Genomic DNA, 13,463 nt, shown 5'->3' on the forward strand with positions numbered 1-13,463 from the left:
CAGTGCTACACTGGAGCGCTTTTCGCCTGATGGCGGACCAAAAATGCAAAAAGGCCCGTCCCCGCTTCCGGGGCGAACCTCTTTCTCCTGTCCACTGAAGACGAGAAAGCACGTTTCAAAGAGCGATCATTCAATTTTGCCGAACTGTCATCGATGCTGCACCCGCTCGGGCACCTTCCTCTGCACCACTTCCCCTCACCTCCGAGGCAACGATTCAACAAGCCGTTCGACCATTAGTCCCGTTCCGCTTCGCCTGTTACCAGACGTCCACGCACGGTCTATCTACCAGATCTTCTTTCTGGGGTCTTGGCTCCCTCCTCTCAGAGAGAGCGGGAAGACTCTTCTTGGGGTCGGCTTCGCGCTTAGATGCTTTCAGCGCTTATCCTTTCTTGACGTAGCTACTCAGCTCTGGCCCGGGCAGGCCAACTGACGCACCAGCGGTCAAGCCATCTCGGTCCTCTCGTACTGAAGATGACTCCCCTCAATCTTCCTGCGCCCACGACGGATAGAGACCGAACTGTCTCGCGACGTTCTGAACCCAGCTCGCGTGCCGCTTTCATGGGCGAACAGCCCAACCCTTGGGACCTACTCCAGCCCCAGGATGCGACGAGCCGACATCGAGGTGCCAAACCCTGCCGTCGATGTGAACTCTTGGGCAGGATCAGCCTGTTATCCCCGGGGTAGCTTTTATCCGTTAAGCCACACTCCTTCCACTCGGGAATGTGGGATCACTAAGCCCGACTTTCGTCCCTGCTCGGCCTGTCTGCCTCGCAGTCAAGCTCCCTTCTGCCTTTGCACTCTCTTCGGGTGATGTCCATCCACCCTGAGGGAACCTTTGGACGCCTCCGTTACCCTTTGGGAGGCGACCGCCCCAGTCAAACTACCCGCCTGACCCTGTCCGCATGCCAGCTTATGGCTCACGCGTGAGAAACAAAACACAACGAGAGTGGTATTTCACTGCTGCCTCCCCCTCCCCCACAAGGAAGGGCTCTCCGGCTCCCACCTATCCTACGCACGTCCTGCCTCGTTTCCAGGCCAAGGTGTAGTAAAGCTCCACGGGGTCTTTTTGTCCTGTCGTGGGAAACCCGCATCTTCACGGGTACTTCAATTTCGCCGAGTCCTCTGCCGAGACAGTGCCCAACTCGTTGCTCCTTTCGTGCGGGTCGGAACTTACCCGACAAGGAATTTCGCTACCTTAGGACCGTTATAGTTACGGCCGCCGTTCACCGGGGCTTAGATTCATGGCTACGCTCACCACTCCTCGTAACCTTCCGGCACTGGGCAGGAGTCAGCCCCTATACTTCCGCTTTCGCGTTCGCAGAGACCTGTGTTTTTGGTAAACAGTCGGTTGGGCCCATTTCTTGCAGCCTGCTCACCCCCGTGCCTCTCAGCACGAAAGCTACTCAGGCCCCCCTTCTTCCAAAGGTACGGGGTCATTTTGCCGAGTTCCTTAGCAGAGGCTCCCTCGATCACCTGGAGAGACGTCTCCCTGCCTACCTGTGTCGGTTTGCGGTACGGGCAGAGCATGATCTCGCTAGAGGCTTTTCTTGGCGGCATGGGGGCCGATGACTTCCGCACCCTCTTCGGGCGCTCGGCCCTGCTGTCACGCTCCCTGTGGCCGGGATTTTCCTCGTCCACGCGCTTCAGACAGGGCACCCGTCCTGTCCATTCGACGGGCTCACCTTCCTGACCGCGTCCCCCCTTCACTCAAACGATCTGCTCTGGTGCAGGACTGTCCTACCTGCTCTCCATCGCCTACGGCTTAACGCCCTCGGCTTAGGTCCCGACTAACCCTGGGACGATTGACGTTGCCCAGGAACCCTCAGGCATTCGGTGTATCTGGTTCTCACAGATATAACGCTACTCATTCCGGCATTCTCACTTCTTTTCCCTCCACCAGTCCTCACGGTCTGGCTTCTCTGGTCAAGAACGCTCCCCTACCATTGATCTCATATGAGATCAATCCACAGCTTCGGTAAGATGCTTGAGCCTCGGTACGTTGTCGGTGCCAGTTCACTCGACCAGTGAGCTATTACGCACTCTTTCAATGATGGCTGCTTCTAAGCCAACATCCTGGCTGTTATTGCGCACTGACTCCCTTTCACACTGAGCATCTTTTAGAGACCTTAGCTGGTGGTCCGGGCTGTTTCCCTTTTGACGACGAAGCTTAGCCCCCGCCGTCTCACTCACAGGGACGCACTCGTGGCATTCGGAGTTTGATTGGGTTTGGTAACCAGCACTTGGCCCCTAGCCCATTCAGTGCTCTACCTCCACGAGGGTTCTTGCCTGTGGCTGCACCTCAATGCATTTCGGGGAGAACCAGCTATCTCCGTGTTCGATTGGCATTTCACCCCTACCCACAAGTCCTCCCCCAGTTTTGCAACACTGGTGGGTGCGAGCCTCGACGAACTTTCACATTCGCTTCACTCTGCTCATGGGTAGCTCACACGGTTTCGGGTCGGTTCCTTGCCACACTCTGCGCCCTCTTCAGACTCGGTTTCCCTCTGGCTCCCCTTCTTTACCGAAGGTTAACCTGCGACAACGAACCACTCGCCGGATCATTCTACAAAAGGCACGCCATCAGTCCTTGGTCCTCCTTGAGGACAGTGACCTCTGACAGCTTGTGAGTACGTGGTTTCAGGGTCTCTTTCATCCCCCTCTCGGGGTGCTTTTCACCTTTCCCTCACGGTACTGGTTCACTATCGGTTGCCAAACGTGTTTAGCCTTGGAGGGTGGTCCCCCCAGCTTCCCACAAGGTTTCACGTGCCTCGTGGTACTCAGGATCCCTGCGCTTGTACAGCCGCCGTTCTCTACGGGACTCTCACCCGCTCTGGTCAGGCGTTCCAGCCTGTTCGAGTAGCGATTGTGCAAGGGAGTGCAGGTCCTACAACCCCATCCGTTCCGAAGAACGAGTGGTTTGGGCTCTTCCCGGTTCGCTCGCCACTACTACGGGAATCTCGGTTGATTTCTTTTCGTCGGGTTACTGAGATGTTTCAGTTCACCCACTGCCCTCCACCTTGCCTATGGGTTCAGCAAGGGGTATCCAGACATCACTCTGGATGGGTTGCCCCATTCGGATTCTCAGGGCTCATCGCTTGGATGCAGCTCCCCCTGAACGTTTCGCCGGTCTCCGCGTCCTTCATCGGCGTTTGGCACCTGGGCATCCACCTCGTACTCTTCTGCGCTTGTGTGTAATCTGTGCTCTCTTGATGATGAGGTGTTCGTGGTCCTTCGGACTGCGTCCTCCTGGATGCAGACCGATGACCTTTTCAGCAAAATTGAAGGATTCTCTTCTTTTGCTTGCTTTCTTCTTCAGTTGTTCAGGTACGACGGGATATGATCCTCTGTGAGGAGGGGTATGCCTCCCTCACGTGCTTGGTGCGAGGACCTTCACCGCTGAAGAGTGGAAACCAGCCGCTGGCCGGTACTGTCTGTTTGGTTCCTGCTCGACCTGGGATCGGATGAGTCTTGTGTGATGCCGTCTCTTGCATCTCTCATCCTGTACTCCCTAGAAAGGAGGTGATCCAGCCGCACCTTCCGGTACGGCTACCTTGTTACGACTTCACCCCAATCACCGACCCCACCCTCGACGCCTGCCCCCTCAATGAGGTTAGCCCAGCGGCTTCAGGTGTTGCCGACTTTCGTGGTGTGACGGGCGGTGTGTACAAGACCCGGGAACGTATTCACCGTAGTGTGCTGACCTACGGTTACTAGCAACTCCGACTTCATGCAGGCGGGTTGCAGCCTGCAATCTGAACTGAGACCGGGTTTGATGGGATTGGCTCCCCCTCGCGGGTTGGCTGCCCTTTGTCCCGGCCATTGTAGCGTGTGTGTCGCCCAGGTCGTAAGGGCCGTGCTGACTTGACGTCATCCCCACCTTCCTCCGCTTTGTAACGGCGGTCTCGCTAGAACATTCAACTAGCGACGAGGGTTGCGCTCGTTGCGGGACTTAACCCAACATCTCACGACACGAGCTGACGACAGCCATGCAGCACCTGTCACACTGTCCCGAAGGAAGACCCTATCTCTAGGGCTGTCAGTGTGATGTCAAGACCTGGTAAGGTTCTTCGCGTTGCATCGAATTAAACCACACGCTCCGCTGCTTGTGCGGGTCCCCGTCAATTCCTTTGAGTTTTAATCTTGCGACCGTACTCCCCAGGCGGACCACTTAACGCGTTAGCTCCGATACCCGAAGGGTCGATACTCCGGACATCTAGTGGTCATCGTTTACGGCTAGGACTACCGGGGTATCTAATCCCGTTCGCTCCCCTAGCTTTCGCATCTGAGCGTCAGGTACTCTCCAGGGCGCTGCCTTCGCCTTTGGTGTTCCTCCGAATCTCTACGCATTTCACCGCTCCACTCGGAATTCCGCACCCCTCTAGAGCCCTCAAGTCGGACAGTTTTCGCACGCCTTCATCAGTTAAGCCGATGACTGTCAGTGCAAACTTACCCGACCGCCTGCATGCGCTTTACGCCCAGTAACTCCGGACAACGCTCGCCCCCTACGTATTACCGCGGCTGCTGGCACGTAGTTAGCCGGGGCTTCTTCCTGTGGTACCGTCCTTGCTCGTCCCACAGAAAAGCAGTTTACAACCCGAAGGCCGTCTTCCTGCACGCGGCGTTGCTCGGTCAGGGTTGCCCCCATTGCCGAAAATTCCTCACTGCTGCCCCCCGTAGGAGTCTGGGCCGTTCTCAATCCCAGTGTGGCTGATCGTCCTCTCAGACCAGCTACCGATCGTCGCCCTGGTAAGCTCTTACCTCACCAGCTAGCTAATCGGCCGCAGGCCCATCCCAAAGCGCCCTTGCGAGCTTTGCTCCCGAGGGAGCGTATGCGGTATTGTCGGCGATTTCTCGCCGGTATTCCTCACTTCAGGGTAGGTACCCACGTGTTACTCACCCGTCCGCCACTCCCTTCCACGAGGGAAGGGCGTTCGACTTGCATGTGTTAGGCACGCCGCCAGCGTTCGTCCTGAGCCAGGATCAAACTCGCCATTCAAGCGTTATTTCTATCTCGACATATCCTCACAGGATACGCGATCATGCTTGGTTGTTGTTGTTTGATCTGCTCAATGGAACAGATCACAGAATCAACAGGAACTGACATTGCGCTCCTTCTTGGAGGAAGGAGCCTCCGTCCATGCGGTTCTGTTTTCCACTCTTCAATTGTCAAGGTACTCGCATAACGCGCATAAGCATCATTTCTTTTGCTTTCGCGCTCTTCTCGATTGCTCCGGTATTGTAGCAGTTCGGCCTCGCTTTGTCAAGCCTTTTTTGAGCGGGATTTTTACCAACTTTCCGAAATTTCTTTCGCGTTGAAGGGCAGACTAATCCCTGTTAGCTCAGCCTTCTTACGGGAAATGTTCTTTCGGAGAGCCACATTACCGTGGCACAAACCCCAACCAATCAACCCAACTGCCGCCTCACCGGCGCATCTATTAATATGCCACATTCATTTTCAGTTGTCAAGGGTTCATCATCATTTTTCTCAAAACTTTTTACTGGAACTCTTGTCCAACCTCTGTCATGGCGAGACGTATTCTCGCATACTCTGTCGAGATTGTCAAGCGTTTTTTCCCAGCATGTCGGACTTCTCAAAATATGATGACAGACGCAGGCATTCATTCTGTCTCCGCGCTTTTTGTTTCCCTGTTCCCTCTCTTTATGGCGGTTCTTTGCTTCAGGAATAAAGAAAGATGGAACGCACAGCTATATTCATCTTTATGACTACAGGAACCATCTGCCAGCTTTTCCCCTTGACAAGTTCCATCTCCTGCCATACACTCCAAACAGGGAGCAATCGTTCTCTCCCCTTCAGCGTAGCTATCAGAGAAGAAAAGGGTACAAACAGCAAAATGACGCAGGGACCAAGAGGCCTCTCATCGGATACTGAGCATATTCAGGCCGAGCGAGACGAAACAGACATCTCACAACTTCCTGAACTCCCGCCCGGGATTTCGATTCCGGCACCAGGCAAGACGCCACGACGGCGCACCCCCTGGCCCGACGCAATAGATGTCATTTTTGAAAAAGACCCTGCCTGTCGCAACATCTTTGAAGCACTTACGTATCCTAGTCTATGGGCGCTGATCTTCCACCGTATCGCCCACGCGCTCTATAAAGCTGGCGTTCCATTCATCCCTCGCCTGATCTCGCAATTTGCCCGCGTGGTCACAGGAGGAATCGAAATACACCCCGGCGCACAGATTGGGAAACGCTTCTTTATCGACCACGGAGCGGGTGTCGTCATCGGCGAGACAACCGTTATCGGCAACAACGTCATGTTGTATCATCAGGTCACTCTCGGTGCAACAGGCTGGTGGCGACGCAGTCCCGGACGCAAACAGAAGCGCCACCCCACCATTGAAGATGATGTCACCATCGGCGTAGGAGCCGCCATTCTGGGCCCAATCACCATTGGTCGAGGCAGCAAAATCGGAGCAATGGCCCTCGTTCTCGAATCAGTTCCACCTAATTCTGTTGTGGCCTCCAAACCGGCAGAACTCCTGATGAAAGAGGGCGAACGCCTGAAAGAGCACGAAGAGCTCACTCAGGGCTGGAACGAGCAAGATTGGGAGATGGACTACCAGATCTAACCCGTTCCGCAGCACTTATGCATACGCCAGAAGCGTAGTCAGCACCAGCTCCCAGAAACGCCCGGCATGCAGTTGATATCCAACACGGGCGTTGGGAGCTTTGCCCAGTTTTCCATACACATCACACACCGTCCGCCCCCGCGACCACTCACCACCTGTCTCGATCTCAACCCGCATCTCCCGCGTCTCAATGATCGCAGGATCAATCAGGGCCGCCACTGTACAGGGGTCATGCACCGGAGCCGCAGGAAAACCGAACTCCCGCTGATAGGTCCCGGCAAAATAGGTCAGCAGATCGGCCACAAAACGCGGCACAGGTCGCCCTGAAGCCTGCAACTGCTGCAGAATCTCCTCGGTCGCAAGCGCCTGATGTGTCACCTCCAATGGAACCATCAGCAGCGGACGACCACAGGCAAACACCTGCGCTGCCGCCTCAGGATCAAACCAGACATTAAACTCCGCACCCGGAGTCACATTCCCCAGGCCGATCGCGCCGCCCATCACAACGATCTGCTTGATCTTCGGCACAATTGCGGGCTCACGCTGCATTGCAAGCGCCAGGTTCGTAAACGGCCCGGTCAGAACAAGCGTGATATCACCCTGTGACTGTAATAGAAGAGAGATCATAAGATCAACCGCATGTAAAGGCGACACCTGCATAGTTGCCTCGGGTAAGGTAGGGCCATCCATCCCTGACTCTCCATGAATATTATCGGCGAATGTCGGTGTCCCGCGAAGTGGCTTCTCAGCGCCTTTCGCAATCGGTACATGCCGAATGTCAGCCAGCGCACATACCTTCAATGCGTTCGCAGTCGTCTTCTCAACCGACTGATTTCCAGCCACCGTTGTAATCGCCAGCAGCTCAATCGCAGGATGGCGCGCCGCCAGCAGGATCGCAACTGCATCATCATGACCGGGATCGCAGTCTAAAATAATCTTGTGTGGTATCATCAAAATATCCCTCTGAAGAAAGCAAATAAGCCCCGTAAAGAAGCACCTTTATACTAACATTCAAGCATAACTAGATGCAAATTCAATAACGTTAAAGCTCTGTTAAAATCCGCGCTTTTGCTCGACTCTCGCATCACTCCTTGCTATAATGGCCTCAGCGAAAGAATTTGCATACAAAGCAAGGGGGTATCATTCCTTTGTTTGCTTCTCAAAAAGGAAATCTGATTATCGGTCAATCCGGCGGTGCAACCGCTGTTATCAACGCCAGCCTTGTCGGAGCCGTTGAGGCGGCCCTGCAAGACGCACGCATTCAAGGCGTGTACGGTATGTTGCACGGCATCGAGGGTCTGTTGAAAGAACAGATCGTCGACCTTCGCCAGCAATCACCCGGCCTCTGGCAACAGCTCCTGCATACGCCATCCGCCGCGCTCGGTTCCTGCCGCTATAAACTTCGTGATGACGACCTTCCGCACGTGATCGACATTCTGCGACGTTATGAGATCCGCTATTTTCTCTATATCGGCGGCAACGACTCCGCTGATACAGCCCATAGGCTGGCAGAGGCAGCCCGGGCAGAACAATACGAGCTCTACGCAATCAGCGTACCAAAGACGATAGATAACGACCTCCCCTTCACCGACCACTGTCCCGGCTATGGCAGTGCCGCTCGTTTTCTCACTCAGGCAACACTCGATTCAACCATGAACACGCTCTCCATGCCCTGGCACTACCCGATCAAGATCATTGAAACGATGGGCCGTAACGCCGGCTGGTTGACTGCCGGGACCGCGCTGGCTCGTCGCAATGAAGACGACGCGCCGCATATTTTGCTGGTTCCAGAGCTGCCCTTCAATGCAGACCGCTTCCTGAGCCGTGTCGAGGCTATTTATCGCAAGCTTGGCTATGTCATCATCGTGACCTCAGAGGCGATTAAAGACGAGCAAGGGCAGTACCTGGGAGCAGTCGGGCAGGCGGGAGTTGACGCCTTTCACCATCCACTCCTTAGCGGAGCCGCGCAAACTCTGGTAGAATTAGTAAAGCAGAAGTTACAATTACGTGCGCGTTTTGAAAAACCGGGCGACCTGCAACGCATGTCCGCACAAAACATCTCTGCCACAGATCGGGATGAAGCCTATCTGGTCGGGAAAATGGCGACACATGCGGCATTGCAGGGCGAAAGTGATAAAATGGTAACGCTGATCCGGCACGATGAGCCAATATATCACTGCACGACCGGACTGGTGGAGCTGGAACAAGTTGCCAATGTGCAGCGCCTGCTTCCGCCCGAGTTCCTGGACGACAGCAAAACAATGGTGACATCGGCCTTCTATCACTATGCGTTGCCACTTATCGGTGAGCCCATCGAGCCGTACGCACGCATAGATCGAACAAAGGTGGTACAGAAATGAGCAGGTTGAAACGAGCAATTGTCGTCGTGCTGGATGGTGTCGGCGTAGGCGAGAATCCCGACGCAGCAGCCTACGGAGACGAAGGAGCGAGTTCTATCGAGCACTGCGCCCGGGCGCTTGGCGGGCTGGAACTTCCCCATCTGGGCAAGCTAGGACTGGGCAATATTACCCCGATTCAGGGGACGCCTCCCGAGCCGCAGCCCCTCGGCGCCTATGGCAGCATGATCGAGACCGCCGCTGGCAAAGACAGCGTCGCAGGACACTGGGAGCTCATGGGCGTTGTCCTGCAACAGCCACTTCCTACCTATCCCGATGGCTTCCCCGACGAGCTCGTTTCAGCGTTCGAGCAGGCAATAGGGCGGCGGGTTATCGGCAACAAAGTCGCCTCAGGCACCGAGATCATCAAAGAACTCGGCGAGGAACATGTGCGTACCGGTCGGCCCATTCTCTATACCTCCGCCGACAGCGTCTTTCAGATTGCGGCCCATCAAGATGTCATTCCTCTGGATGAGCTGTATCGCATTTGCCAGATCGCACGTGATATGCTTACAGGAGAAAATGCCGTTGGTCGAGTTATTGCCCGGCCATTTATCGGTCAGCCTGGCTCGTTCGTGCGGACAGAGCATCGCCGCGACTTCGCCCTTGCGCCGACAGGCACCACCCTACTGGATGAGCTCAAAGACGCCGGAAAAGCCGTTATCGGCATCGGGAAGATTGAAGACCTCTTTGCTGGACGTGGCCTGACAGAGCGCGATCACACTGAGACAAACCGCGAAGGAATGGCCGCTGCACTGCGCTGGTTAGAACGAGACTTTGAAGGCCTCCTCTTCGTGAATCTGGTAGAATTTGATATGTTGTGGGGACACCGCCGCGATAGCCAGGGCTATGCACAGGCCTTGCGCGATGTGGATAACTGGCTTCCCGAGGTTCAACGCCTGCTTCGGCCAGACGATGCGCTCTTTATCGTTGCCGATCACGGGGTTGATCCAACCTTCCGCGGAACCGATCATACACGCGAACGCATTCCACTTCTCGCGTATGGTCAGCCGATTCGTCCGGCGACCAACCTGGGCACACGAGGCAGCTTCGCCGACCTCGGTCAAACCCTGGCAGAGGTCTTTCAGGTAGCTCCCCTGGCAGCAGGTAGCAGCTTTGCACAAGCAGTAGGATTGCTCTGATGACGGAGATCGAACAAGGACAAAAGAAAGAGAACATGCAGGGACCGGTGCTGCATGGAGAGCGCATAACGCTGCGACGTCCACGTATGGAAGACGCGCATTATGTCTTTCACTGGGAGCGCGATGATGAGGTCTGGCGCTATGATCCTCATCGCCCCTATTCACGCAGTATGGCGGATTTTCTCCCAAACTTCGAGCGTAATTATGTTCGCGGAAACGGTCGACAATTCTGGTTTATCATCGAGGATGAGAAGCATACCCCCATTGGCACCATCACCTACTTTAACCTTGATTACCGTCTGGGACAGGTTGAGGTCGGGCTTGGTCTGGGAGATAAAAGCAAGTGGGGCCGCGGCTATGGACCCGAAGCGATACGCACCATCGTGCGCTATCTGTTTACCTCGCCGCACATCATTCGCGTCTACGCAGAAACTGCGGTTGCCAACCATCCGGCCCGCCGCGCCTTCGCTAAAGCTAATTTCACCGAAGTCGGGCAGATCTTTGACCCGCGCAGCGCCGGTGAGCCGTGGATGTTGCTAGAAATTCGCCGACCACAGGCAACATATCTGACATAACTATTGAGAAAGGAGCAAAGCACCGCCTCACACGGGGCGTGCTGCTTACATACCCGGGCATGGATACAAAGAAGATTACCGTTGATCCATCCATCTTTAAGGCATACGACATTCGCGGGGTTTACGGGCAGAACTTGAACGATGACACAGCATACGCCATCGGTCGAGCCGCCGCCCAATATCTGAACGTCCCGACCATCGCGGTAGGTCGGGATATGCGTCTCTCCTCTCCGCAATTGAAGGAGAACCTGATTCGTGGTATCACCGACCAGGGCGTTGATGTTGTTGATCTGGATCTGGTCACAACCGATGCGCTGTATTTCGCGGTCGGCAAATTCAACTATCCGGCAGGCGTGATGATTACCGCCTCCCACAATCCCGGCAAGTACAACGGCATGAAGTTCTGCCGCGCAGAAGCCTACCCGATCAGCTTTGAGACCGGCCTGAGCGATATGCGCGATCTGGCAGTCAGCGGCAATTTCGCCACGCCCGAGAAGAAAGGTACCGTCACCCGCCGTGACATCATCGACGACTACGTGAAGCACGTGCTGTCATTCATCGATGTCCAGAAAATCAAGCCGCTTAAAATCGTTGTTGATGCCGGAAATGGCATGGCAGGCCTGATTGTTCCGCGCGTGTTCAAGCATCTGCCCTGTGAACTGGTCCCGCTCTACTTCGAGCTTGACGGCAACTTCCCGAACCATCCCGCCAGCCCGATTGAGCCAGAAAACATGGTTGATTGCCAGAAGAAGGTTCGCGAGACTCATGCGGATATGGGCGTTGCGTTCGACGGCGATGCGGACCGCATGTTCCCCGTCGACGAGCATGGCGACCTGATCGACGGCTCACAGGTCACACTGATGGTTGCTAACAGCCTGCTCAAGAAACATCCCGGCTCAACCATCCTGCATAACATCATCGTCTCAAAGGGCGTGCCCGAACTGGTCGCCAAACTGGGCGGCAAATCGGGCGTAACGCGCGTCGGCCACTCGTTCATCAAAGCTGAGATGCGCAAACAGAACGCAATCTTCGGCGGCGAGCACTCCGGTCACTTCTACTTCCGCGATAACTGGTTCGCCGACTCCGGACTGATTGCATTCCTTATAATGCTCGAACTCGTCTCAGAAGAGAACAAACCGTTCTCCGAGCTCATCAAGCCGCTTGACCACTACTATCGCAGTGGTGAAATCAATACCACAGTGAAGGATACGCAGGCCAAGCTGCAACAGGTGGAAGAGCACTTCAGCAAGGGCGCGAAATCCGTCAACAAGCTGGATGGGCTCACCGTCGACTTCGGCGACTGGTGGTTCAATGTGCGTCCATCCAACACCGAGCCCCTGCTGCGCCTGAACGTTGAGGCCAACAGCAAGGAGCTGATGGAGCAGAAGCGCGACGAAGTGCTTGAGGTCATACGCAGCTAAGACAACAATATTCGGGAGCTATGCGGCACAGCGTATAGCTCCTTTTCCTGCTCTCGCAACACGCGCAAGAGCATCAGCGTTTTCTTGACACTCCAAACACTTAGTGCTAGCATAAATCCAGTTGAAAAACGCGACTCCTGGCCCGTCAGGGCATGTAATATGTCACCATATCTACTAAGGAGCACTATTTTGAAGATACACGAATATCAGGCCAAAGAAGTCCTGGCACGCTATGGCATTCCAGTGCAGCCTGGAAAGGTCGCACGTACGCCAGAAGAGGCCGAAGCTATCGCCCGCGAACTTGGCGGGCCGGTTGTTATTAAAGCCCAGGTGTATGTAGGCGGTCGTGGAAAAGCTGGCGGTATCCAGTTTGGTGATACCCCCGCCGAGGCCAAAGCAGCAGCACAGCGTGTACTGGGTATGGATATCAAGGGCCTCACCGTCGAAAAGGTTCTTGTTACCTCCAAGATCGACATCAAAGAGGAATATTACCTCGGTATCGTCTTTGATCGCAATACACAGTCCCCGGTTGTGATGGTCTCCAAAGAAGGCGGCATCGACATTGAAGAGGTTGCAGCGACCACCCCTGAGAAGATCATCAAGTACCCGATCGATATGCGTTGGGGTCTGCGCCCCTTTGAGGCGCTCAATATCGTCTCGCGCGCGGGTATCCCTTCACAGGCATTGCGTCAGGCGGCAGCCATCCTCACAGCACTGGCAAAGGCCTACATTGGCAGCGACGCCCAGTTAGCGGAAATCAACCCGCTGGCTCTGACGACTGATGGAAAAGTAATGGCAGCCGATGCCAAGATTTTAATAGATGACAACGCCCTCTATCGCCAGAAAGAGATTGCGGAATGGGCCGAGCCCGAAGAGGCCAATCCAATTGAGTTTGAGGCGCGTCAGGAAGGGCTCACCTATGTGAAGCTTGATGGCGACGTCGGCATTATCGGGAATGGCGCTGGCCTCGTGATGACCACCCTCGATATGGTCGCACGCGTGGGCGGCAAACCGGCGAATTTCCTCGATATCGGCGGAGGCGCAAAAGCAGAAGTCATGCACAAGGCCCTCACCTTTGTTGCCCGTGATCCCCAGGTGAAAGGCATTCTGGTCAATATCTTCGGCGGTATCACACGCGGTGAAGAGGTCGCCCAGGGTGTGATTATGGCTCAGGCCGAACTTCCGAAAGGCATGCCTATTGTCGTTCGTCTCTCCGGCACAGGCGCAGAAGAAGGTCGCGCTATGCTCAAGGATGCTGGCCTCGACTGGGGTAAAGATATGCGCGACGCTGCGCAAAAGATCGTTGCCGCTATAAGCTCGAAGGGATAGAGGTTTA

The 13,463-nt window shown here is 55.3% G+C and carries 7 protein-coding genes and 2 rRNA genes; 6 read left to right on the forward strand and 3 right to left on the reverse strand.

What is annotated here, in order from left to right:
- Nucleotides 1–213: 213 nt before the first annotated feature.
- Both KTH_RS15160 and KTH_RS15165 read right to left on the reverse strand, forming a co-directional pair.
- Nucleotides 214–3,191: ribosomal RNA gene (locus tag KTH_RS15160) — 23S ribosomal RNA — on the reverse strand.
- Between the two features lie 321 nt (nt 3,192–3,512).
- Nucleotides 3,513–4,996, reverse strand: a 16S ribosomal RNA gene (locus KTH_RS15165).
- The 16S and 23S rRNA genes sit together here, the layout of an rRNA operon.
- An 856-nt stretch (nt 4,997–5,852) precedes the next feature.
- Here KTH_RS15165 and epsC point away from each other — a divergent pair.
- Entirely contained in the window at nt 5,853–6,593 is a 741-nt protein-coding gene (epsC, locus tag KTH_RS15170) for a serine O-acetyltransferase EpsC (protein ID WP_111319487.1), read from the forward strand.
- A 15-nt stretch (nt 6,594–6,608) separates the two neighbouring features.
- On the opposite strand, the gene KTH_RS15175 is transcribed toward epsC, so the two are convergent.
- A complete protein-coding gene (locus tag KTH_RS15175; protein ID WP_246046292.1) occupies nt 6,609–7,544 on the reverse strand; it encodes a nucleoside hydrolase in 936 nt (311 codons plus the stop codon).
- 197 nt (nt 7,545–7,741) lie between these two features.
- Between KTH_RS15175 and KTH_RS15180 the strand changes: the two genes are divergently transcribed.
- From KTH_RS15180 to sucC, 5 genes are all read left to right on the forward strand, one after another.
- Complete coding sequence (locus KTH_RS15180) at nt 7,742–8,953, forward strand: 6-phosphofructokinase (protein WP_497619752.1); 1,212 nt, start codon at nt 7,742–7,744, stop codon at nt 8,951–8,953.
- Entirely contained in the window at nt 8,950–10,131 is a 1,182-nt protein-coding gene (locus tag KTH_RS15185; protein ID WP_497619754.1) for a phosphopentomutase, read from the forward strand. Before KTH_RS15180 ends, KTH_RS15185 begins: the two co-directional genes overlap by 4 nt.
- Nucleotides 10,131–10,706 (forward strand): GNAT family N-acetyltransferase, encoded by a 576-nt coding sequence (locus tag KTH_RS15190; RefSeq protein ID WP_111317479.1) that lies wholly within the window; start codon nt 10,131–10,133, stop codon nt 10,704–10,706. The genes KTH_RS15185 and KTH_RS15190 overlap by 1 nt, the downstream gene beginning before the upstream one ends.
- A gap of 59 nt (nt 10,707–10,765) precedes the next feature.
- Nucleotides 10,766–12,127 carry a phosphohexomutase domain-containing protein gene (locus tag KTH_RS15195; protein ID WP_497623245.1) on the forward strand — a complete coding sequence of 454 codons (1,362 nt, stop codon included), beginning with the start codon at nt 10,766–10,768 and terminating at the stop codon, nt 12,125–12,127.
- A 189-nt stretch (nt 12,128–12,316) separates the two neighbouring features.
- Nucleotides 12,317–13,456: an ADP-forming succinate--CoA ligase subunit beta gene (gene sucC / locus KTH_RS15200; protein WP_111317480.1), complete on the forward strand. Its 1,140-nt coding sequence runs from the start codon at nt 12,317–12,319 to the stop codon at nt 13,454–13,456.
- Nucleotides 13,457–13,463: the final 7 nt, after the last annotated feature.

Source organism: Thermosporothrix sp. COM3 (assembly GCF_059696735.1).

Coding starts and splice junctions, on each gene's coding strand:
- epsC (WP_111319487.1), top strand. CDS start 5,853: ATGACGCAGGGACCAAGAGGCCTCTCATCGGATACTGAGCATATTCAG.
- KTH_RS15175 (WP_246046292.1), bottom strand. CDS start 7,544: ATGATACCACACAAGATTATTTTAGACTGCGATCCCGGTCATGATGAT.
- KTH_RS15185 (WP_497619754.1), top strand. CDS start 8,950: ATGAGCAGGTTGAAACGAGCAATTGTCGTCGTGCTGGATGGTGTCGGC.
- KTH_RS15190 (WP_111317479.1), top strand. CDS start 10,131: ATGACGGAGATCGAACAAGGACAAAAGAAAGAGAACATGCAGGGACCG.
- KTH_RS15195 (WP_497623245.1), top strand. CDS start 10,766: ATGGATACAAAGAAGATTACCGTTGATCCATCCATCTTTAAGGCATAC.